Annotated in this window: 17 protein-coding genes and 1 riboswitch; of the genes, 10 read left to right on the top strand and 7 right to left on the bottom strand. The window is 71.7% G+C overall.

The window, feature by feature from the left end:
- Positions 1-17: 17 nt before the first annotated feature.
- Both ABT137_RS29110 and ABT137_RS29105 read left to right on the top strand, forming a co-directional pair.
- Complete coding sequence (locus ABT137_RS29110) at positions 18-1793, top strand: GMC family oxidoreductase N-terminal domain-containing protein (protein WP_351714051.1); 1776 nt, start codon at positions 18-20, stop codon at positions 1791-1793.
- Positions 1794-2083: 290 nt separating this feature from the next.
- The gene (locus ABT137_RS29105) at positions 2084-3226 is read left to right on the top strand and encodes a hypothetical protein (RefSeq protein WP_351714049.1); all 1143 of its coding nucleotides are present in this window, start codon (positions 2084-2086) and stop codon (positions 3224-3226) included.
- A 633-nt stretch (positions 3227-3859) separates the two neighbouring features.
- Here ABT137_RS29105 and ABT137_RS29100 read toward each other — a convergent pair.
- Positions 3860-4141 carry a chorismate mutase gene (locus ABT137_RS29100; RefSeq protein WP_351714048.1) on the bottom strand — a complete coding sequence of 94 codons (282 nt, stop codon included), beginning with the start codon at positions 4139-4141 and terminating at the stop codon, positions 3860-3862.
- Between the two features lie 294 nt (positions 4142-4435).
- On the opposite strand from ABT137_RS29100, the gene guaA reads away from it, so the two are divergent.
- On the top strand, positions 4436-6016 hold the full coding sequence (gene guaA / locus ABT137_RS29095) for a glutamine-hydrolyzing GMP synthase (protein ID WP_351714046.1): 1581 nt from the start codon (positions 4436-4438) through the stop codon (positions 6014-6016).
- A 194-nt stretch (positions 6017-6210) separates the two neighbouring features.
- Positions 6211-7005, top strand: a complete 795-nt coding sequence (locus tag ABT137_RS29090; RefSeq protein ID WP_351714044.1) for a class II aldolase/adducin family protein — start codon at positions 6211-6213, stop codon at positions 7003-7005.
- Between the two features lie 249 nt (positions 7006-7254).
- On the opposite strand, the gene ABT137_RS29085 is transcribed toward ABT137_RS29090, so the two are convergent.
- Positions 7255-8142, bottom strand: coding sequence for a DUF4429 domain-containing protein (locus tag ABT137_RS29085; protein WP_351714042.1), 888 nt, complete (start codon positions 8140-8142; stop codon positions 7255-7257).
- Between the two features lie 188 nt (positions 8143-8330).
- Here ABT137_RS29085 and ABT137_RS29080 point away from each other — a divergent pair, with 188 nt between their 5' ends.
- Positions 8331-9608, top strand: coding sequence for a hypothetical protein (locus ABT137_RS29080; RefSeq protein ID WP_351714040.1), 1278 nt, complete (start codon positions 8331-8333; stop codon positions 9606-9608).
- A gap of 176 nt (positions 9609-9784) precedes the next feature.
- On the top strand, positions 9785-10324 hold the full coding sequence (locus ABT137_RS29075; protein ID WP_351714038.1) for a DoxX family protein: 540 nt from the start codon (positions 9785-9787) through the stop codon (positions 10322-10324).
- Positions 10325-10337: 13 nt separating this feature from the next.
- On the opposite strand, the gene ABT137_RS29070 is transcribed toward ABT137_RS29075, so the two are convergent.
- Together ABT137_RS29070 and ABT137_RS29065 are read right to left on the bottom strand one after the other, a co-directional pair.
- Positions 10338-10547: a hypothetical protein gene (locus ABT137_RS29070; RefSeq protein ID WP_351714036.1), complete on the bottom strand. Its 210-nt coding sequence runs from the start codon at positions 10545-10547 to the stop codon at positions 10338-10340.
- On the bottom strand, positions 10534-11958 hold the full coding sequence (locus ABT137_RS29065) for a PspC domain-containing protein (protein ID WP_351714034.1): 1425 nt from the start codon (positions 11956-11958) through the stop codon (positions 10534-10536). The genes ABT137_RS29070 and ABT137_RS29065 overlap by 14 nt, the downstream gene beginning before the upstream one ends.
- A gap of 265 nt (positions 11959-12223) precedes the next feature.
- Here ABT137_RS29065 and ABT137_RS29060 point away from each other — a divergent pair, with 265 nt between their 5' ends.
- Both ABT137_RS29060 and ABT137_RS29055 read left to right on the top strand, forming a co-directional pair.
- A complete protein-coding gene (locus ABT137_RS29060; RefSeq protein ID WP_351714032.1) occupies positions 12224-13516 on the top strand; it encodes an ATP-binding protein in 1293 nt (430 codons plus the stop codon).
- Positions 13513-14226 (top strand): LuxR C-terminal-related transcriptional regulator, encoded by a 714-nt coding sequence (locus ABT137_RS29055; protein ID WP_351714030.1) that lies wholly within the window; start codon positions 13513-13515, stop codon positions 14224-14226. The genes ABT137_RS29060 and ABT137_RS29055 overlap by 4 nt, the downstream gene beginning before the upstream one ends.
- 64 nt (positions 14227-14290) lie before the next feature.
- Here ABT137_RS29055 and ABT137_RS29050 read toward each other — a convergent pair whose 3' ends face one another.
- Complete coding sequence (locus tag ABT137_RS29050; protein ID WP_351714028.1) at positions 14291-15349, bottom strand: C40 family peptidase; 1059 nt, start codon at positions 15347-15349, stop codon at positions 14291-14293.
- A gap of 458 nt (positions 15350-15807) precedes the next feature.
- Between ABT137_RS29050 and ABT137_RS29045 the strand changes: the two genes are divergently transcribed.
- A complete protein-coding gene (locus ABT137_RS29045) occupies positions 15808-16161 on the top strand; it encodes a hypothetical protein (RefSeq protein ID WP_351714026.1) in 354 nt (117 codons plus the stop codon).
- Positions 16162-16182: 21 nt separating this feature from the next.
- Here the strand turns inward: ABT137_RS29045 and ABT137_RS29040 are convergent, their stop codons facing one another.
- Positions 16183-17151, bottom strand: a complete 969-nt coding sequence (locus ABT137_RS29040) for a tellurite resistance/C4-dicarboxylate transporter family protein (RefSeq protein WP_351714024.1) — start codon at positions 17149-17151, stop codon at positions 16183-16185.
- Positions 17152-17360: 209 nt separating this feature from the next.
- On the bottom strand, positions 17361-18515 hold the full coding sequence (locus tag ABT137_RS29035) for a C40 family peptidase (protein ID WP_351714022.1): 1155 nt from the start codon (positions 18513-18515) through the stop codon (positions 17361-17363).
- A gap of 8 nt (positions 18516-18523) precedes the next feature.
- Positions 18524-18697, bottom strand: a riboswitch (cyclic di-AMP (ydaO/yuaA leader).
- A 312-nt stretch (positions 18698-19009) separates the two neighbouring features.
- Here ABT137_RS29035 and pcrA point away from each other — a divergent pair.
- Positions 19010-21508: a DNA helicase PcrA gene (gene pcrA / locus ABT137_RS29030; RefSeq protein ID WP_351714020.1), complete on the top strand. Its 2499-nt coding sequence runs from the start codon at positions 19010-19012 to the stop codon at positions 21506-21508.
- Positions 21509-21525 lie beyond the last annotated feature (17 nt).

The raw sequence follows: 21525 nt of genomic DNA, 5'->3' as shown, positions 1-21525 counted from the left end.
CTCAAAGAGGAGAAATCGTGCCCCAGGACACCTACGACTACGACGTCATAGTCGTCGGATCAGGATTCGGCGGATCGGTAACCGCCCTGCGCCTGACAGAAAAGGGCTACACCGTAGGCGTCCTGGAAGCCGGCCGCCGCTTCACCCGCGAAACCCTTCCCAAGAACTCCTGGGACATCAAGAACTACCTCTGGGCCCCGCAGCTCGGCTGCTACGGCATCCAGCGCATCCACCTCCTCGGCAACGTCATGGTCCTGGCCGGTGCGGGCGTCGGCGGCGGCTCGCTCAACTACGCCAACACCCTCTACGTCCCGCCGAAGCCCTTCTTCGACGACCCCCAGTGGCGTGACATCACGGACTGGCAGGAGGAGCTGAAGCCGTACTACGACCAGGCGCAGCGCATGCTCGGCGTCCGGCTCAACCCGACGATGACCCCGTCCGACGTCCACCTGAAGGCGGCGGCGGAGCGGATGGGCGTCGGCGACACCTTCCACCTCGCCCCGGTCGGCGTCTTCTTCGGCGACGGCAAGGACGCCGACGGCGAGGCGAAGGCCGCGCCCGGCGACCAGGTCGCGGACCCCTACTTCGGCGGCGCGGGCCCCGCCCGCAACGCCTGCACCGAGTGCGGCGAGTGCATGACGGGCTGCCGGCACGGCGCGAAGAACACCCTCAACGAGAACTACCTCCACCTCGCCGAGCAGGCCGGCGCGGTCGTCCACCCCATGACCACCGTCGTCTCCGTCACCGACGACTCCCGGGGCGGCTACGCGATCGCCACCCTCCCCACCGACGACCGGAAGGCGGAGGGCCGGACCTTCAAGGCCCGCCGGGTCGTGATCGCCGCCGGCACCTACGGCACCCAGACCCTCCTGCACCGCATGAAGGCCGGCGGCCGGCTGCCGTACCTCTCCGACCGCCTCGGCGACCTCACCCGCACCAACTCCGAGGCCCTGGTCGGCGCCCAGACCGACGACCGGCGCTACCGCAAGGCCCACGGCACCCCGAAGGCCGACTTCACCCAGGGCGTCGCGATCACCTCGTCCATCCACCCGGACGAGAACACGCACATCGAGCCGGTCCGCTACGGCAAGGGCTCCAACGCGATGGGCGGCCTGTCGATCCTCCAGGTGCCGTACGCGGAAGGCTCCTCCCGCGTTCTCGGCTGGCTGGCGAACGCGGCCCGCCACCCCCTCCTGGTGCTGCGCTCGCTCTCCAACCGGCGCTGGTCGGAGCGGACCATCATCGGCCTGGTGATGCAGTCGCTGGACAACTCCCTGACGACGTACCTGAAACCGGACGGCGTCGGCAAGGGCCTGCTCACCGCCCGGCAGGGCCACGGCGCCCCCAACCCCAAGCAGATCAGGGCCGCTTCGGAGGCGGCCACCGTGCTCGCCGAGGAGATCAACGGCTTCGCCGGCAGCAACGTCGGCGAGCTGATGGGCACCCCGCTCACCGCGCACTTCCTCGGCGGCTGCCCCATCGGCGACTCGCGCGAGACCGGGGTCATCGACCCGTACCACCGGCTCTACGGCCACCCGGGCATCTCGGTCGTGGACGGCGCCGCCGTCTCCGCGAACCTGGGCGTGAACCCGTCCCTCACCATCACGGCGCAGGCCGAGCGCGCGATGTCGTACTGGCCCAACAAGGGCGAGGCGGACCCGCGGCCGCGGCAGGGCGAGCCGTACCAGCGCCTCCGGGCGGTCGAGCCGCACCACCCGGCGGTCCCGGCCGAGGCCTTCGGCGCGCTGCGGCTGCCGTTCCTCGGGATTCCGGCCGTACCGCCGAAGAAGTAGCCGGACACCGAAGAGGGACCTGTGCCCCCCTCCGAGCCCAGGTCCCTCTTCGATCGGCGCGCGGCCGCCGCCGTACGACGGTCCGCGCGACCTTGTCCATGAGTACGCGACATGGATGTCACCGCTGGTTCCGCAGATGTGACCGGTGAGTCCTGTGAATGGTTGCCTCCGCATTCACGGAACCCCCATGTGATGTGAGTCACTCGCCCCGTTGGGGTGCGGGGTGGCATGAACACAGCCGATTCCGAGGTTATTCTCGCCCCCGTCGAACGGCCGAGCGAGAGAGTGTCATGTCTGACAGACGGTCCGAAGAATCGTCGGGGGACGAGCCGTCGTCCTCCTCCATATCCGACGAGGTGTGGGAGCAGTTCCTCCAGGACACCGAACGGGACATCCGCAAGTCCGCACCCAAGGAGCCCTCCGCCCGGGCCCGTGAGGTGACCGAGCGGCTCAAGGGGCAGAAGGGGGAGCCCGAGGGATGGCGGACCGGGCCCGCCTGGCAGGAGACGCACCGGCGGGCCGCCCGGCGCCGCAGGACCTGGGCGGTCATCGGCGTTCCGCTGGCGATCGCCGTGGCCGTCGTGGCGATGCGGCCGTCCCTGATCCCCGGCGATCCCTTCGGCTCGTCCGCCGGCACGGACACCGCGACCGCGCCGCTGCCCGACGAGACCACCACCCCGACCGCCCCGCCCTCCGCGGTCGACCCCGACACCCCCACGCTCGCCCACCCGTTCGCCGGTTCCCCGGCGCTGCGCTGGGCCGACGGCGCGGCCGGCATCGTGCTGCCGAAGGCCACCGCGCTCGGCGCGATCCCGAAGGACCGCGTCGAACTGGCCCTCCAGCAGACCAGGAAGCTGCTGGTCGACGCCAACCTGAACCCCGATGTGGTGGCCGGCGGCGACCCCGATGCGGCCCTCTCGGTGCTCGACCCCAAGCAGCCCGACGTGCTCGACGACCTCAGGACCTCGCTGCGCAGCCCCAGCAAGACCCACGACCCGCTCTTCCTCTTCAGCCGCTTCGACCCGAAGGACGTGAAGCAGGCCGGGAAGGTCGTCAAGGTGCGCGGCCGGATCACCTTCGCGAAGGGCAAGTACCAGGGCGTGGCCGTGCACGCCGACTACACCTTCGTCTACCCGGTCGTGCGCGCCGACGGCTCCACCGAGGTCACCCGCACGATCGTGCGCCGCATCATCGACGCCGAACTCCCCGACCCCACGCGGTACCAGGTCACCTCCGGCCGCCTGACCCTCCTCCGCTACGACGAGGACGCCGGCAACTCGGCCTGCGACATCAACGACGGCTATCTGCACCCGCAGTTCCCGTCCCGGGCCCCGACCGCGAGCGCCGCCCCGACCGGCCCGTCCGTCGACCCGTACGACCGCAGCCGCGACATCGGCAAGGAGGAGGCCTGCGGCACGGTCAGCCGGACCTAGTTTTCTGCGTTTTCCGCGTTTTCTGCACGCAGGTTTGTGGGGGCAGGCGAAGGGCCCCGCGGGACGGAGCCGCGGGGCCCTTCTTTCGTCAGCACCGACGTCAGGGCAGCGTCGGTGCCTGGGAGCGGCGCCGGGGGGTTGCGCCGCTGGTCTCTGCGCCCTGTACCACCGTCCGTGCCCCGGGTCGGCGCCCCGGCGGACTCGGGGCGTACGACAGGTCTCGACCTTTGGCGGACGGTCGGCACACAGCAATTCCGTTGCCTGAACTGGGACTTGGGGGCTCCGAAAGCCTTGGGAGCCTTCTACGCATCGTGCTGGATGTACGCGGCCTCCGCAACCGTTTGACCCAGCCCTTGTGCATTTTTGCAATTTTCCGCCGGTCGGCCCCGGGCGTCCCCGGAGCCGGCCGTCTCTTGGGTGACCGGGCTGCTGTCCCCTGCCGTCCGGTCACTTGACTGGAGCGAGGTCCCACGGCGCACGGCACGTTCCGTACGCCTCATCGCCCCAGCGAAGCCACGCGTGGTTCTTTCGGGCCCGCCCCTGGCTGACACGGACACCCCACCAACGAAGCGGTTCGCGGGCCGGTCACGCGCCGTACGGGTGAGAAGGGCCCCGAACTCAGATCCGCCCGACTCAGATGCGACCCCGGCACAGTTCCAGGAGCGTCATGGCGAGGGTCGTGCCGGGCCTGCCGAGTGCCGCGCTGTAGTGGCCGAGGATCTCCATCTCCCGGGAGAGGTTCACCCGGCGGCCGCCGGACGCGATCCGGGCCTCCTGGACGACGGCGGAGACGGCCATCCGTTCCTGGATCAGACCGATGATCCGGTCGTCGAGCGCGTCGATGCGCTCCCGCGCACCGGTGATCACCGCGGCGGCCTCGTGGGTACGGGCACCGGTCACGTCGATCGCGTTCATGGGGGCTCCTCGTCTGTCCTTGCCGGAAGGGGTTCGGTGCCCCGGAGCGACCGGATCCGGAGAAACACCAGGCGCCCCGGACCTTGTCGGCCCGGGGCGCCTGGGGAAGTCGCTTGTCAGTTGCTCAAGCAGCACGACCATGGCAGCCGGTGGGCCGGTTGCCATAGGTAAAGAGGAAGGTCGTCTGCGTGAGCATGGGGGCGAGTATGCCACAGGAGTACGGCGAGGTGTCCCACGCCCACCCCGTTAGAATCGGTAATCACAGACCCCCGCCCGACCGCCGGAAGGCACCCCGTGTCATCAGCGACTCCCGCTGCCGCCGCTCCCGACACCGTCCTGGTCGTCGACTTCGGCGCGCAGTACGCCCAGCTCATCGCCCGCCGCGTCCGCGAGGCCCGGGTCTACAGCGAGATCGTGCCCAGCACCATGCCGGTCGCCGAGATGCTCGCCAAGAACCCGGCGGCGATCATCCTCTCCGGCGGCCCCTCGTCCGTGTACGAGGAGGGCGCCCCCCGCCTGGACCGCGAGCTCTTCGAGGCCGGCGTCCCGGTCTTCGGCATGTGCTACGGCTTCCAGCTGATGGCACAGGTTCTCGGCGGCACCGTCGACAACACCGGCGCCCGCGAGTACGGCCGTACCGACCTGCACGTCTCCAAGACGGCCTCCACCCTGTTCGAGGGCACTCCCGCCGAGCAGCACGTGTGGATGTCGCACGGCGACGCCTGCTCCGCCGCCCCCGAGGGCTTCACCGTCAGCGCGTCCACGGACGTCGTCCCGGTCGCCGCCTTCGAGAACGACGAGAAGAAGCTCTACGGCGTCCAGTACCACCCCGAGGTCATGCACTCCACGCACGGCCAGCAGGTCCTGGAGCACTTCCTGTACCGGGGCGCGGGCCTGAAGCCCACCTGGACCACCGGCAACGTCATCGACGAGCAGGTCGCCGTCATCCGCGAGCTGGTCGGCGACAAGCGTGCCATCTGCGGCCTGTCCGGCGGCGTCGACTCGGCGGTGGCAGCGGCCCTCGTCCAGAAGGCCATCGGCGCCCAGCTGACCTGCGTGTACGTCGACCACGGCCTGATGCGCAAGGGCGAGACCGAGCAGGTCGAGAAGGACTTCGTCGCCGCGACCGGCGTCCAGCTGAAGGTCGTCGACGCGGAGGCCCGCTTCCTCGACGCCCTCGCCGGCGTCTCCGACCCGGAGCAGAAGCGGAAGATCATCGGCCGCGAGTTCATCCGGGTCTTCGAGCAGGCCCAGGCCGAGATCATCGCCGACGCCGGCCCGGCCGTGGAGTTCCTGGTCCAGGGCACCCTCTACCCGGACGTCGTGGAGTCCGGCGGCGGCACCGGCACCGCGAACATCAAGTCGCACCACAACGTCGGCGGCCTCCCCGAGGACCTGGAGTTCAAGCTCGTCGAGCCGCTCCGCAAGCTCTTCAAGGACGAGGTCCGGATGGTCGGCCAGGAGCTCGGCCTGCCGGACGAGATCGTCCAGCGCCAGCCGTTCCCGGGTCCGGGCCTCGGCATCCGGATCGTCGGCGAGGTCACCAAGGAGCGCCTGGACCTGCTCCGCGAGGCCGACGCGATCGCCCGCGAGGAGCTGACCGCGGCCGGCCTCGACCGCGACATCTGGCAGTGCCCGGTGGTCCTGCTCGCGGACGTCCGCAGCGTCGGCGTCCAGGGCGACGGCCGCACCTACGGCCACCCGATCGTCCTGCGTCCGGTCTCCTCCGAGGACGCCATGACGGCCGACTGGTCCCGCCTGCCGTACGAGGTCCTCGGGAAGATCTCCACCCGGATCACCAACGAGGTCCGTGACGTCAACCGGGTCGTGCTCGACGTCACCTCCAAGCCGCCGGGCACCATCGAGTGGGAGTAGGCCCGGAGAAGAGGTGGTACGGCTCCGGCGGTGCCACCTCTTCGACGTGTGTCGTACGCGCCACCCGCCTGTCGATTCCCGACATCTTCTGTCGCGATCTGTTCGCGCGCGTCATCTTTACAGAACAGCTCTGTTTTCCTGCGCTGACCGGCGGTAACTTCCGGCCGTAACACAAACCCAGTGCTGGAGGACCTATGCACGGGCCGACCCCGCCCCTTCCGCTGCCCACCGACCAGCTCCAGTTCGCGATGCCGCCGATGTACGACTCGCTCGACGACGAGCGCCGGCATCGCAAGGAGCGGCTCGCCGGAGCGCTGCGGATCTTCGGCCGGGCCGGACTGGAGGACGGGGTGTCCGGGCACATCACCGCCCGCGACCCCGAGTACTCGAACTGCTTCTGGGTCAACCCGTTCGGCATGCCGTTCAAGCACGTCACCGTCGGCGACCTGGTCCTCGCCAACCAGGACGGCCAGGTGATCGAGGGCCGCTACCACGTCAACCAGGCCGCCTTCACCGTGCACGCCCAGGTGCACGCGGCCCGCCCGGACGTCGTCGCCGTCGCCCACTGCCACTCCGTGCACGGCCGCGCCCTGTCCGCCCTCGGCGACCTGCTCGACCCGATCAGCCAGGAGAGCTGCGCCTTCTACGAGGACCACGCCCTCTACGACGCCTACACCGGCGTCGCCGTCGACGCCGAGGAGGGCCGCCGGATCGCCGCCGCCCTCGGCTCCCGCAAGGCGCTGGTGCTGCGCAACCACGGGCTGCTGACCGTCGGCGACTCGGTGGACGCGGCCTCCTGGTGGTTCCTGTCGATGGAGAAGTCCGCGCAGGTCCAGCTGACCGCCAAGGCGGCCGGCCGCCCACTGCTCATCGACCACAAACTCGCGGTCGCCACCCGGGAACAGCTCGGCGGCGACCTGGTGGCCTGGATCAACTACCAGCCCCTGTGGCAGGACATCAGCCGCAGCGAACCGGACCTGCTCAGCTAGGCGCTCCGCTGGAAGCGCCGCGATGTGCCGTCTGCTGTCTGCTGTCTGCCGTCTGCCGTCTGCCGTCTGCCGTCTGTCGTCTGTCGTCTGTCGTCTGCTGTCTGCCGACTGCGGCGCCGTCGTGGCTGGTCGCGTAGTTCCTCCCGCAGCCTTCGGCCGGGGGCACCCCCGGCGCCCCTTCGGGGGCGCTGCCGCAGGGGCGGGTTGCCGAACCGCAGCGGACTTCGGCGGACCCGCTCAGCCCCCGACTCAGAAACTCCGCAGCACGGCCGCCTTCGTCAGCGCGAACTCCTCGTCCGTGAGTACCCCGTCCCGGTGCAGCTCGCCCAGCTCCCGCAGCCTGCGCAGCAGGACGTCGTGGTGGTCGGCGGACTGGCGCGGCACGGCCGCCGGGGGCCGGTCCCGGTCGACGTACTCCGCGCCTGGCCGGGTCGACGGATGCGGCAGCCGGGCCGTGACCGCCGCCGCCACCAGCACCGTCAGCAGGTCGCGGCGGACACTGCCCCACAGGTCGAGGGCGTACGGGTCGCGCTCGGCCGGCAGCTTCGAGAACACCGTCTCCCGGGTCGCGAACCGCAGGAAGCCGTCCTCGTAGCCGGAGTTGGGCAGCCACTCCACCTGCACGAGATCGCCGACGCCGATGATCCGGGGTCCGGTGGCCCGCTTGACCCGGTCGGAGGTGTCGGCCCAGTCGATGCGCACCTGCGTACCGTCGAACGACACCGTGCCGTCCGAGGACCGCACCGACACCGGCACCGGCGGCCCCGGCAGCAGATACGTCCTCGCCGGCTCCTTCGGGACCTGGTCCAGCAGCAGCGACTGCCGGATCTCCGCCACGACGTACTCGGCCACCCCCGACCGGTCCCCGTCCACCGCCAGCCGATACGGATCCGCGGCCTCCGGCAACCGCCCTCCCGTCGCCTGCAACAACGGGTCCGCGCCCTCGCGCAGCCGCATCCGCAGCCGCCCCCGCTTGCGCTCCGGCTCGTACACCACCCCCGCCACCGCCTCCAGAGGTACGGCGATCTCCCCGTAGGTCTGCCGGAACAGCGGCACGGACCGGTGGCGTCCCGGCGTGATCCGGACCGTGCTGCCGTCGAAGGCCCAGGTCCCGTCCCGCTGGATGATCTCGGCCATGGGGAAATTCTCGCAGCCGGGTCAACACGTCTGCCGTATCTTCACTCGTCGTGACCAGCCCCCTGAACGCGAACGGCGTGGCGTAGGGCACAATTCGCTCTCGACACAAGGGAGTTGCACGACGCCGTCCGGCCCCGGGGAGGGCCTTGCGCGTCGTGCCCCGGGCGTGGGGAAGGCGGGCGTCGGGCGTGGCGGTGCAGGAGGCGAGGCAGGGCGCCCGTTCGGGTGTCCACGGTGGCGGCTGCGCGTGCGGGGACTGTCCGCACGGGGCACGTGAGGGACACCGGCGGGCGGTCGCCGAATTCCTCCTCAAGCGGGAGGAGTTCGCGGCCGGGCAGGGGCTGCCCGCGGCGGTGGCCCACTCGGCCTCGGCCTCCCGCCAGTGGGTCTCCGAGGAACTCACCCAGTCCGCCGAGGTGGTCGCCGAACGCGGCCGCGCCGAGGGCGAGGCCTGGCTCGCCCGCCTGTGGCTGCGCACCGCGTGCACCGTCTGGGCAGCGGTCGTGATCATGCTGCTCACCCAGGCCCTCACCGCCATCGGCGCGGGCTGGACCAGCGCCCGCACCGCCGGACTGCTCGCCGCCCTGATCGTGGCCCTCGCCCTCACCGCCGCCTCCTGGTTCCACCGCTCGCGCGGCGGGGTGCTCGCCCCCGTCATCGGCGAGGACAACCGGATGTCCACCTCCCGCACCGTCGCCGCCTCCTGGGTCCTCTTCGTCGCCTACGCCGTCCTCGTCCTGGCCGGCCGCCTGGCCGCCGCCTCCTCTCCCGCCGACCGCGACGCCCTCATCGCCGGTCTCGACCTCGCCCGCGGCGCCGGCGCGGTGACCGTCCTCGCCGTGGTCTGCGGCATCGCCGTCCTGGTGCGCCGGGTGGTCGGCCTGCGCATCGCCGGCCAGCGCCTGCAGAAGGTGCGCGCCCACCGCCCCCGCGCCGCCGACCTGCTCACCGACGACTCCGGCCGCGGCACCTTCGCCGACATCCAGTACGTCGTCATCAGCGCCGTCGCCCTGCTCTTCGCCGCCGTACGGCTCGCCCGCCGCCCCGACCAGCTCCCCGACCTGCCCTGGGGTCTCGCGACGGTGGTCCTGATCTCCGCCGCGACCTACCTGGCCGGCAAGTACGCCGAGGGCGGCCGCCCGGTGATCCTCTCCGTCGTCCGCGCCCGCGAGGCCGGCGACCTGGACGCCCCGATCCGCACGGGCGACGACATCGAGATCCGCGGCACCGGCTTCGTCCCGCCCGGCGCCCAGACCGCCGACCGCCTCTCCCGCATGGTGGTCCGCATCGGCGCCGTCAACGTCCACGTCCCCCTGGTCCCCGTGACCGGCGGCTTCAGCAACCCCACGGACCACGTCCTCACCGTCCCCGTCCCGGCCGACGTGGAACCCGGCTCCGTCGAGGTCCAGGTGGTGACGGCGGCCGGCGTGGCGACCAACCGGTGCGTGGTCGAGGTGACGGAGTGAACGGGCCTGCCGAGTCCGCATGCGCCCCTTCTTGCCCACCTTTCTCCACCCTCCCGGGGGTCTGAGCCCGGCCGAAATTCGGAAAAAGATCTGGGAGAGGGTTGAGCGGGCCGGGGTTGTCGTACGTATGGTCTGTTGAGGGGACTGGGTACTGCGGCGAGAGGCGGCTACTGGCGATGACTCACGGCATTCGTTCGGACACGCACACTCCGTATCTCGACGGCGACCGCGGCCTGCGGGACACCGCCACCCGGTACGCCCTCCTTCCCTTGCGGATCTTCCTGGGCGTCACCTTCATCTACGCCGGCCTGGACAAACTGACCGACAGCGCCTTCCTGAAATCCGGCGGCTCCGGGTCCATCGGCGACACCATGCGCGCTGTCCGTGACTCCGCCGCGATCCCGGCCCTGGTCGACCTGGCCCTGAAGAACCCCGTCGGCTTCGGCACCGCGATCGCCATCGGCGAGCTCGCCGTCGGCCTCGGCACCCTCTTCGGCCTGCTGGCCCGGCTGGCCGCGCTCGGCGGCGCACTGATCTCGCTGAGCCTCTGGCTGACCATCAGCTGGGCGAACTCCCCGTACTACTACGGCAACGACCTCGCCTACCTGATGGCCTGGCTGCCCCTGGTGCTGGCCGGCGCCCCCTACCTCTCCCTGGACGCGGTGCTCCGCGCCCGACGCCGACACCGCTCGGCACGGGCTTCGCTGGGCCTCTAGCCGGCTCCTGCTCCTAGCTCTCCGGTGTGCCGCGGCGCCTGCGTATCGCCCGGGCAAGCGCCGCGGTCACCCCTGCGAGGACGAGGCCGGCCACCGTCACGGGGATGACCGCGAACCACTCGGTGTCCCACCAGCCGCCCGCGTCACCGGCGTAGGCGATCCCCGCCGCCGTCAGGAAGACACCGATGACCAGCCGTCCGGGCTGGAACTCATGCCGCAGCACGGGTCACCTCCACCTGTCCCGCGCCGACCTGGAGATCCAGGTCGAGCGTCCCCGCGTTCTTCGCGCCGCTCGCCGGCGGCAGCGTCACGTCCTTGTGCTTGCCCGGCTCCACGTCCACGTCCTTCTTGTCGTCACCGGGCAACTGGATGTCGCCCACCCCCACGTCGATGCTCATCCGCACGGTCACGTCCGCCGGTACGACGATCTTCAGCTGCCCCGCGCCCACCTCGGCGGAGGTCGACACCGTCCGCCCCTGGGCGACGCGTATGTGCGTCAGGTCCAGCGTGGCCACGCCCGTCCCGAGGTCGTACGCCGGCGACACCTCCGCCGCCGTGGCCGGGGTCCAGTTCGCCCGTGTCCAGTGGGTGCTGATGTCGGACGGGAGGGCCGTCGCGACCGCCAGCAGGGCCGCCGTGAGCAGGGCCAGGAACAACGAGCCGGCTCCCGTGCGTCCGAGGAACGAGCTGAGCGCCGTCCCCAGCCCGAACACGATCAGCGCGCAGGCCAGACCGGTCTGGAGGCTGGTGCCCAGCGGGTGCGTGTCCCACGTCAGCCCCGTGCCCAGGCTGCCCGCCACGAGAGCCGACAGGAAGATCCAGCCGCCGATCCAGCGCGGTCCGCGCGGCTTCGGGGGCGGGCTCTGCCGGGCGCGGACGTCCTGGCCGTGGACCCACGGGGTGCTCAGCCGGAAGTCGAGCCCCGGGGCCTCCCGGCCGCGGACGTCGGCCGGGCCCCACAGGTAGCCGGTGCCCCCGACGTGCGTGCCGTCCTTGACGATCGGGTCCCGCCACCACGAGGGGTAGGAGATCGGGACCGGCGGTGCCTGGGCCTCCGGCGGGGCGTCGGCGACGGCCTGGGCGGACAGCGGATCGGGGTCGGGGGCGCCGCGCCGCCGCGACCAGTACCCGGCGCCGGCCAGCAGCAGGGAGAGGACGACGGCGAACGCCAGCACCTGGCCGTTCCTGATCATCGTCAGCAGCACTCCGCAGCCGACCAGCGCGAACAGCACGGCCGCCAGGGCCTGCCCGTCGACCCGGCCGGTCAGCAGCTTGCGGACCTCGTTCTCCTCGTCGTCCTCGTACGGCACGAAGAGCCACGCGAAGCCGTAGAAGAGGAGACCGATGCCGCCGGTCGCGGCCAGCACGGCCAAGGTGATGCGGAAGATCACCGGGTCCAGGTCGGTGTGACGCCCGAGCCCCGCGCACACGCCCGCGATCATCTTGTGCCGGCGGTCGCGCCGGAACCGGGGGGAGGCCGCGTCGACGGCTTCCGCACCGGCACCGGCGGCGTCGGCCCCCGTCGCGGCCGTCTCCGCCGCGGCGGGCGCGGCATCCGACGGCCCGGTGCCCGCTGCGGGCCGCGGGCCGGGGCCGGGTCCCGGACCCGTCGCGGCGTGCTCGTGATCAGTCATGAGTCAATGGTGACGGCCGTGTCGCCGCAGCGGCAGTCGGGACGACCCTGGCCGAACCCTGAAATCTGCCCCGAGGCCGGGCCGGGAAGCGTTCGAACGGCGCCGCGGCGACGGAGGTCCGGGGCCAGGCCCCGGGAAACCGGCGGCGGAGGTCCCGGCACTCGCCACCGGGCACGGGCGGTGTCCGCGGGAAATCCGAAGATCAGGGGAGTCTCGGGGGCCGACCCTGATGCTCCGCACCTCCCGGCGTGTGAACATCGATGGCATGCCGGAAGCCGCAGCAGTGCCCCTCGACGACCCGCGGCCGCCGCGCAAGCTCTACCGCAGCAGCGACGGCCGCTGGCTCGGCGGAGTGGCGCGGGGCCTCGCCGGGCATCTCGGGCTGCCCGTCGTCTGGGTGCGGCTCGTCTTCGTCGGCCTGTTCATGGCCAACGGCCTCGGCGCGCTGCTGTACGCCGCGTTCTGGTTCTTCGTGCCCCTCGGCGTCGGCGGGGTCGGCGGACAGAAGCCGCCGTCCCTGGTCGCCACCGAGACCTCGGCGGACGGCCGCCGCAGACTCGTCGCCCGCAAACCGGACCGGGGCCAGATCGTCGCCCTGCTCCTCATGGTCGTCGTGTCCATGGTGTTCGTGGGCAGTGTCAACCTGACCAGCGGTGCCAAGGCCTATCTCGTTCCCGCGGTCCTGGTCGCGGCCGGTGTCGCCCTGGTCTGGCGCCAGGCGGACAACGCCCGCCGGGCCCGCTGGGTCGAGGTCGGCAGCCGGCGCCGTACGCTCAGCCTGCTGCGCGCGGGCGTCGGCGTCCTGCTCGTCACCGCGGGCGTCTCGGGCGTCTTCGTCATGCAGGGCTCCGCCGCGCACATCGGCGCGGTGCTCCAGGCGGCTCTCGCCGTGCTCGTCGGCATCACGCTGCTCGCCGGTCCGTATCTCGTCCGGATGACCCAGGACCTCTCCGAGGAGCGCCTGATGCGCATCCGCGCCCAGGAGCGCGCCGAGGTCGCCGCGCACGTCCACGACTCCGTGCTGCACACCCTCACCCTGATCCAGCGCAACGCGGAGAACGCGGGCGAGGTGCGCCGCCTCGCCCGCGCCCAGGAGCGCGACCTGCGCACCTGGCTCTACAAGCCCGAGGGCACCGGCAAGGACGAGGCCGACGAACCCGCCACCCTCGCCGACGCGGTCCGGCGCAACGCGGCGGAGGTGGAGGACAAGCACGGCGTGCCCATAGAGGTCGTCGTGGTCGGGGACTGCCCGCTCGACGAGCGGACGGGCGCGCAGATGCAGGCCGCGCGCGAGGCGATGGTCAACGCGGCCAAGTACGGTGGCGAGGGCGGCGCCGTCCAGGTCTACGCCGAAGTCGAGGGCAGGACCGTCTTCGTGTCCGTCCGCGACCGCGGTCCCGGTTTCGACCTCGACTCGATACCCGCCGACCGCATGGGTGTCAGAGAATCGGTCATCGGCCGCATGGAGCGTCATGGCGGCACCGCACGGCTGCGGTCCGTGCCGGGCGGCGGCACGGAGGTCGAGTTGGAGATGGAGAGGGCGGAGAAGACGTCATGAGCGACGCGACCGAGGCGAACGGCCCGGCGGAAGGCGCGGAGAAGTCCGGGCGCCGGGTGCGGGTGGTCCTCGTCGACGACCACCGGATGTTCCGGACGGGCGTCCAGGCGGAGATCGGCCAGACCGAGCAGACCGGCGTCGAGGTGGTCGGCGAGGCCGCCGACGTCGACCAGGCGGTCTCGGTGATCACCGCGACCCGGCCCGAGGTGGTCCTCCTGGACGTGCACCTGCCGGGCGGCGGCGGGGTCGAAGTGCTGCGCCGGTGCGCCCCGTTGACGGCGGACGCCGAGCGGCCGGTGCGCTTCCTCGCGCTGTCCGTGTCGGACGCGGCCGAGGACGTGATCGGCGTGATCCGGGGCGGCGCCCGCGGCTACGTCACCAAGACGATCACCGGCACCGACCTGGTCGACTCGATCTTCCGGGTCCAGGAGGGCGACGCCGTCTTCTCGCCGCGGCTCGCCGGGTTCGTCCTGGACGCCTTCGCCTCCACCGACGCCCCGCCGGTCGACGAGGACCTCGACCGCCTCACCCAGCGCGAGCGCGAGGTCCTGCGCCTCATCGCCCGCGGCTACGCCTACAAGGAGATCGCCAAGCAGCTGTTCATCTCCGTGAAGACGGTCGAGTCCCATGTGTCGGCGGTGCTGCGGAAGCTGCAGCTGTCGAACCGGCACGAGCTGACCCGCTGGGCGACGGCACGCCGCCTGGTCTGAGGCCTGCGTCGCCCGGTCCGAGGCTGCCCGGTCCGAGGTCGCCCGGCCGGCCGGGCGAGGCCGCTCAGACGACCCGCGTCGCCCCCGCGAACGGCATCTCGTCGATCGGCGCGATCCGTACCGGGGCCGACGGGTTGGGCGCGTGGATCATCTGGCCGTTGCCGATGTAGATGCCGACGTGGCTGATGCCCGAGTAGAAGAACACCAGGTCGCCCGGCTGGAGCTCGGAGCGGGAGACACGTTGGCCGGCGTTGATCTGGGCATAGGTGGTGCGGGGGATGGCGACGCCGGCGGAGCGGTAGGCGGCCTGGGCCAGGCCCGAGCAGTCGAAGGCGTCGGGGCCGGTCGCGCCCCAGACATAGGGGCTGCCGAGCTTCGAGTAGGCGTAGGCGACGGCGGCCGCGGCGCGGGAGTCGGTGGCGGCGACGCTGCCGGCGGCCAGGGGGGCACGGGCGTCCGACGCGGAGCGTGAGGCACGTCCGGTGCCGTCGCCCGCCGCGACCGCGGACCGCTGCTGCGGTGACAGCCGGTCCAGCAGCTGCCGCGCCTCGCCCAGTTTGCCGTTGATGGCGGTCTTCTCGCGCTTCAGCTCGGCCTGCCGGGACCGCAGCGACGTCAGCTCGACATGTGCCGCACCCCGCAACTGCTCGATCTCCCGCAGCTGTTGTCGTACCCGCGCCACCGCACCGGCCTGCCGGTCACCGGCCCGCTCGGCGAAGGCCGCGTCGTCCAGGTACCGGTCGGGATCGCTGGACAGCGCCAGCTGCCAGGCCGGATCGATGCCGCCGTCGCGGTACTGCGCGGCCGCCACGGAACCGAGTGCGTCCCGGGCGGAGTTGAACTTCTCCTGCGCGCGGGCGGTCTCGTCCTGCAGCGACTTCAGCCGCCGCTGGGCCGTGTCGGCCTTGTCCTTCGCTCCGTCGTACTTCTGGGTGGCCTCCTCGGCCTCCTGGTACAGCTGGTCCACCGTGGCCTTCACCTGCGCCGGTGTCAGTTGCGGCTCGGCGTTTCCGGTCCCTTCGAAGGCCGTCGCGGTGGCCGCGCCCGCCAGGGCGAGGGTGGCGGCCGTGCGGGCCGTGTTGCCGCTGAGCGAGCGCTGTCGGGGCTTGCGGTGCGCTGCCACCTGGACTGTCCCGTCCTTTCGTACGACCGCCGTCTCGTCCGTGAGGCACGCCAGGGGGAGCGTCCGTACGGCCGCGGGGGAGTGCGGATTGCGCGTCCGGCGGCGGCCCGCACAGGGGAGCGGGCCGCCGCCGGACCTTCTCGGCGGTGGTGCCCGACTGCCGCCCCTGGCCCGGGCGGCGGTGGGGAGTCGGTCACCTGGGGGAGGACGCTAGGCCCGGGTGTGTCGGCTCGGTAACGCGATGCGCGGAATTGGCGTGACCGGATCGTTACCCGACGGTATGTGAACGGGATTCCGGTCCGGAGTCGTCGGCTTCTCGGGGCGGGATGACCGAAGCGGCGGTTCCGGGGCTGATGGGGGACGCGGGGTGCTATGGGGCGCATATATGCGGGGCGGCGGGCGCTGGGGGAGGGGCCGGTGGCCGGTGCCCCGGGCGGCCCTGATTAGGCTCCGGGGCCATGGACGTACTCATCCATCTCTTCGTCGGCCTGCACATCATCGGCATCGCCGCGCTCCTCGGCGGCTTCCTCGCCCAGATGAAGGCGATGGGCCAGGGCACGGCCCGGTTCGTCCCCGGGATGCTGCACGGCGCGTTCACCATGCTCGCGACCGGCGTGATCCTGGTCGGCCTCAACGAGGCCGGTGACCACCACGTCAACACCGTCAAGATCGGCGTGAAGCTCGCCCTGCTGATCGTGATCCTGGGGCTCGTCTACGTGAAACGGGACGACGAGAAGGTCGAGAAGGGCGCCTTCGGCCTGGTGGGTCTGCTCACGGTGGTGAACATCTTCATCGCCGTGCTGTGGACGTGACCCTCGGCATCCCCGGCATCCTCAGCGGGCCTTCCTGAGAGCGGCCCGGGCGCCCGCCGCCGCACCGGCCGCCACCGTCAGCCAGGCCGCCACCGTGACCCACACCAGCACCCGCCCCGGCCACTTCAGCCATGCACCGCCGACGGCGGCCGCGACCGACAGCGTCGCCGTCGCCGTCATCCCCATCGGGAACACCGTCGCCCAGCGGCGCACGTCGTAACGGAGCCGGGGCCATGCCACCTCCGCGGCCAGCAGGACGACGTACCAGGCCAGGTCCAGGACCAGCAGCGCCACCGTCACCACCCGCAGGACACCCCGGTCGTCGTCGTTCCACAGGTACAGCCGCGCACTGTCGGCGGACAGCAGCCGCGCCCCGGCCAGCGCCGAGATCGCGAGCGCGCCTCCCGCCACCCACTGGTCGCCGGGCCCCTGGGCGATCTGTCGCCACTCGAACCGGGGCACGGCGAGCCCGTACATCGCCAGCCCCAGCCAGAACAGGACCAGCGAGAGGTGCGCGAGCCACGCCGTGGTCACGGCCGCCGCCAGCGTCGCTCCCAGTACGGCCAGGCCCTGCGTGGCCACACAGGCCAGGAACACCGCGCCGGGCATCCTCGGCTTCCAGTGCCGCACGACGAGGACCAGCAACGGCGGCCACAGCACCACCGACAGCGCCAGCAGGGCCTCGGCCAGGGTCTGCCACCCGAGCGCCGAGAACCGTGTCCCCAGCATCGTGGTCGCGGCCACGGCGGTGAGCGCGCCCGGCGTCCGCGCCTCCTGCGCCCACCGCCGGCGATCGCGCGCCAGGCGTACGACGAAGTCCGCCGCCAGCGCCACCCACAGCACGCAGGTCAGCACCAGCGCCACCCGGGACACGGTCTCCGCGCCCGCCAGGTGCAACCCCACCGACATGATGCCGGTGGCCATCACGGCGGCCCCGGCCGCCGGCGGACGCTGCGCCCACCAGGCGCGGAGGGGGGAAATGCCGGACATGCCCCTGATGTTAGGGAGAGTCGGCCGCAGCACGAACGGGGCACGCGCGCGTGCGGCCCGAGAACCGCGCGACGGCGAGCCGGGGGCGTGCGGGGGAGCGGCCGGGTGCCATAGGGGAGAGGTGCGCCGTGGCGCTCGGAGTGGCGGGTTGCGAGCGGGAGCGGAGAAGCGGGCGGGGGCGCCCGAGGGATGGCGGGCGCCCCGTGGGGTCAGGCCGGGCGTACCACGCTGTGGATGATCGACTCGCCGCCGTAGTAGATCGACTCCTCCCGGACGTACGCGCCGGGCTTCGGGGCGTGGATCATCATGCCGTTGCCGATGTAGATGCCGACGTGACTGACGTCGTCGTAGAAGAAGACCAGGTCGCCGGGCTGGGCGTCGGCGAGGGAGACGGTGGTGCCGGCGTTCACCTGGTCGTAGGTGGTGCGCGGCAGGGAGACGCCCGCGGCCTTCCAGGCGGCCTGGGAGAGCCCGGAGCAGTCGTAGGAGCCGGGGCCGGTGGCGCCCCAGACGTACGGCTTGCCGATCTGCGCGCGGGCGAAGGCGATCGCCTTGGCGGCCTTCGTGGCATAGGCGGAGTCCGAGCCGGAGCCGGAACCCGAGTCGGAAGAGGAGCCGCCCGACGTCGAGGACGACGACGCCTTCTGGTCGGCCGCCGCGGCCTGCTGCTTCGCCAGCTCCGCCGCCTTGCGGTCCGCCGCTTCCTGCTGCCGCTTCTCGATCGCCGCCAGCCGGGCCTTCTCCGCGGCCGTCAGCTGCGACAGCAGTTCCCGCGCGGAGGCCAGCTTCGTCTGCACGGTGGTCTTGGCCGTCTTGAGGTCGCCCTGCGTCTCGGTGAGCGACTCGAGGCTCTGGGAGGCCTCCTGCCGCTTCTTCATGGTCGCGGACTGCTCGGTGACGTAGTCGTCGACCGCGCCCTTCTGGCGCGAGGTCAGACGGCTCATCAGCTGGTCCTGGTCGAAGTAGTCCTGGGGGCTGTCCGCGAGCAGGAAGGTCGCCGTGTCGGGGACGTCGGCCCCGGTCCGGTACTGGGCCGCCGCGAACGAACCCAGTTCCTCACGTGCCTTGTTGAGCCGGTCGGTGCGCCGGGCGACGTCGTCGAGCAGGGTGTCGACCTGCTTGCGCTGCCTGCCCGTCTGCTCCTTGGCCGTGTTGTACTTCTCGGTCGCCGACTCGGCCTGCCGGTAGAGGGCGTCGACCTTCTTCTCGACCTCCTCCAGGCTCGGCTTGCCGTCGTCGGAGGGCGCGGCCTCGGCCGTCTGGGAGAACAGGGCCATGGAGGTGAGGGCGGCGGTGGCCAGCGCGGGGGTGCGTATGCCTGCCGCGCGCGTTCCTGAGGGCCGGGACTTGCGGTGCGACGCCAACGGGGGCGACTCCTTCCAGTGTTCCGCCTACCGAGTTAGCTGTCGGGTTCGGGCGGGTGGTTCGGAAGGGTTGCCCTACGGTCCGTTCCCCGGAGGGGAGTCGGGACCGATTCACCCCGGGATCGGTGTGGGTCCCCGGCTCCGGATGCGCGGTGGCGCCCCGGACTCGGCGGAGGCCGTGCGGCCCGGCGATGTTCGCCGGTGGGGGTCGTACGGCCTGCCCGGCACGCTAGCCAACTCGTGTGGTCCCTGTGAAGTTTGATGTGCGATATGCCCGATACATTTTCGTGACCTCGGCGTTGCGATGTGTTCAGGCGGGGCGATCCGGGGTGTTATGGGCGACTTGCCCGGGAGGGTCGAACGGTTCGGGGTGAGCGTTCGCGGCTGCGTGACGCGCGTTGACCGGCCGTGACCGAGTGGATCTGTTCGGTCACCCGGGCGAGTTTTCGGGGCGGCGGCCGGTTGTCGGTGGGGCGCCCTAGACTCGGAGAGCGATGAGCAGCCTCTTTGACGACAGCTTCCTGGCGAGCCTCCAGGCCCCCCGCGGCCATGACGAGGAACCCCCGCCGCCGCCCGAGGACGAGCACGCTCCGGAGTCGATTCCGGACGATCTGTTCGGCGGGAAGTTCGACGCGCCCCCGGACCGGGACGCCTACTACCGCGACGGCGCCGCCCGCCCGGCCCTGGACCCGGCCGCGCTCCTGGAGGGGTTGAACGACAACCAGCGGGCGGCCGTCGTGCACGCCGGCTCCCCGCTGCTCATCGTGGCCGGCGCCGGTTCCGGCAAGACGCGCGTGCTCACCCACCGCATCGCGCACCTGCTCGGCGCGCGCAACGTGCACCCGGGCCAGATCCTCGCGATCACCTTCACCAACAAGGCCGCGGGCGAGATGAAGGAGCGCGTCGAGCACCTCGTCGGCCCGCGCGCGAACGCGATGTGGGTGATGACCTTCCACAGCGCCTGCGTGCGGATCCTGCGCCGGGAGAGCAAGAAGCTCGGCTTCACCTCCTCCTTCTCGATCTACGACGCGGCCGACTCCAAGCGCCTGATGGCCCTGGTCTGCCGCGACCTGGACCTCGACCCCAAGCGGTTCCCGCCGAAGTCGTTCAGCGCCCAGGTCAGCAACCTCAAGAACGAGCTGGTCGACGAGGAGGACTTCGCCGCCCGGGCGAGCGACGGCTTCGAGAAGACCCTCGCCCAGGCCTACGTCCTCTACCAGTCGCGGCTGCGCGAGGCGAACGCCCTCGACTTCGACGACCTGATCATGACGACGGTCAACCTGCTGCGTGCCTTCCCGGACGTCGCCGAGCACTACCGCCGGCGCTTCCGGCATGTCCTGGTCGACGAGTACCAGGACACCAACCACGCCCAGTACGCGCTCGTCCGCGAGCTGGTCGGCACCGGCACCGTCGCCCGCGCCGACGACGCCGACACCCCGCCCGGCGAGCACGACCTGCCCCCCGCCGAGCTCTGCGTCGTCGGTGACGCCGACCAGTCGATCTACGCCTTCCGGGGCGCGACGATCCGCAACATCCTCCAGTTCGAGGAGGACTACCCGAATGCGACGACGATCCTGCTGGAGCAGAACTACCGCTCCACGCAGACGATCCTGAGCGCCGCCAACGCGGTCATCGAGCGCAACGAGTCCCGCCGCCCGAAGAACCTGTGGACCAACGCGGGCGCGGGCGCGCAGATCACCGGCTACGTGGCCGACACCGAGCACGACGAGGCACAGTTCGTCGCCGAGGAGATAGACCGCCTGACGGACGCGGGCGAGGCGAAGGCGGGCGATGTCGCCGTCTTCTACCGCACCAACGCGCAGTCCCGTGTCTTCGAGGAGATCTTCATCCGGGTCGGCCTGCCCTACAAGGTCGTCGGCGGCGTCCGCTTCTACGAGCGCAAGGAGGTCCGGGACGTCCTGGCCTACCTGCGGGTGCTGGCCAACCCGGAGGACTCCGTCCCGCTCCGGCGCATCCTCAACGTCCCCAAGCGCGGCATCGGCGACCGCGCGGAGGCGATGATCGACGCCCTTGCCCAGCGCGAGAAGATCAGCTTCCCGCAGGCGCTCAGGCGCGTCGACGAGGCGTACGGCATGGCCGCACGGTCGACGAACGCGGTCAAGCGGTTCAACACGCTGATGGAGGACCTCCGTACGGTCGTGGAGTCCGGCGTCGGACCCGCCACGGTCCTGGAGGCGATCTACGAACGCACCGGATACCTGGCCGAGTTGCAGAACTCGACGGACCCGCAGGACGAGACCCGCATCGAGAACCTCCAGGAACTCGCCTCCGTGGCACTGGAGTTCGAGCAGGAGTCCGGTGAGGGTGAGCAGCCGGCCGGGCTCTCCGACTTCCTGGAGCGGGTGGCCCTGGTCGCCGACTCCGACCAGATCCCCGACGAGGACGAGAACGGCGACGGCGTCATCACCCTGATGACCCTGCACACCGCCAAGGGCCTCGAATTCCCGGTGGTGTTCCTGACCGGCATGGAGGACGGCGTCTTCCCGCACATGCGCGCCCTCGGCCAGACCAAGGAGCTGGAGGAGGAACGGCGGCTCGCCTACGTCGGCATCACGCGCGCGCGGGAGCGGCTGTACCTCACGCGGTCGGCGATGCGCAGCGCCTGGGGCCAGCCGTCGTACAACCCGCCCTCGCGCTTCCTGGAGGAGATCCCGGGCGCGTATCTGGAGTGGAAGCGGACCGGGGCGATGGCGCCGGTCTCCTCCGGGCCCGCCGCGGGTGTGGCGGCCTCGCTCTCCTCGACCCGCTCGCGCTCCTCGGCGTCGGGCGCGTCCGGCTTCGCCACCCGGCGGACCTCGGAGAAGCCGGTGGTCTCGCTGGCCGTCGGCGACCGTGTCACCCACGACCAGTTCGGCCTCGGCACGGTCGTCGCGGTGAAGGGCACGGGCGGCAACGCGGAGGCGACGATCGACTTCGGCGACACCAAGCCGAAGCGGCTGCTGCTGCGGTACGCGCCGGTGGAGAAGCTGTAGTCAGGGAGAAGACGTAG

Source organism: Streptomyces sp. NPDC001980 (assembly GCF_040296885.1).
In the GTDB taxonomy this organism is placed as follows: Bacteria; Actinomycetota; Actinomycetes; order Streptomycetales; family Streptomycetaceae; genus Streptomyces.
This window is presented reverse-complemented; position numbering and strand designations above follow the sequence as displayed.

Coding starts and splice junctions, on each gene's coding strand:
- ABT137_RS29055 (WP_351714030.1), top strand. CDS start 13,513: ATGAGCGACGCGACCGAGGCGAACGGCCCGGCGGAAGGCGCGGAGAAG.
- ABT137_RS29065 (WP_351714034.1), bottom strand. CDS start 11,958: ATGACTGATCACGAGCACGCCGCGACGGGTCCGGGACCCGGCCCCGGC.
- ABT137_RS29075 (WP_351714038.1), top strand. CDS start 9,785: ATGACTCACGGCATTCGTTCGGACACGCACACTCCGTATCTCGACGGC.
- ABT137_RS29100 (WP_351714048.1), bottom strand. CDS start 4,141: ATGAACGCGATCGACGTGACCGGTGCCCGTACCCACGAGGCCGCCGCG.
- pcrA (WP_351714020.1), top strand. CDS start 19,010: ATGAGCAGCCTCTTTGACGACAGCTTCCTGGCGAGCCTCCAGGCCCCC.
- ABT137_RS29040 (WP_351714024.1), bottom strand. CDS start 17,151: ATGTCCGGCATTTCCCCCCTCCGCGCCTGGTGGGCGCAGCGTCCGCCG.
- ABT137_RS29105 (WP_351714049.1), top strand. CDS start 2,084: ATGTCTGACAGACGGTCCGAAGAATCGTCGGGGGACGAGCCGTCGTCC.
- ABT137_RS29090 (WP_351714044.1), top strand. CDS start 6,211: ATGCACGGGCCGACCCCGCCCCTTCCGCTGCCCACCGACCAGCTCCAG.
- ABT137_RS29060 (WP_351714032.1), top strand. CDS start 12,224: ATGCCGGAAGCCGCAGCAGTGCCCCTCGACGACCCGCGGCCGCCGCGC.
- ABT137_RS29045 (WP_351714026.1), top strand. CDS start 15,808: ATGGACGTACTCATCCATCTCTTCGTCGGCCTGCACATCATCGGCATC.
- ABT137_RS29085 (WP_351714042.1), bottom strand. CDS start 8,142: ATGGCCGAGATCATCCAGCGGGACGGGACCTGGGCCTTCGACGGCAGC.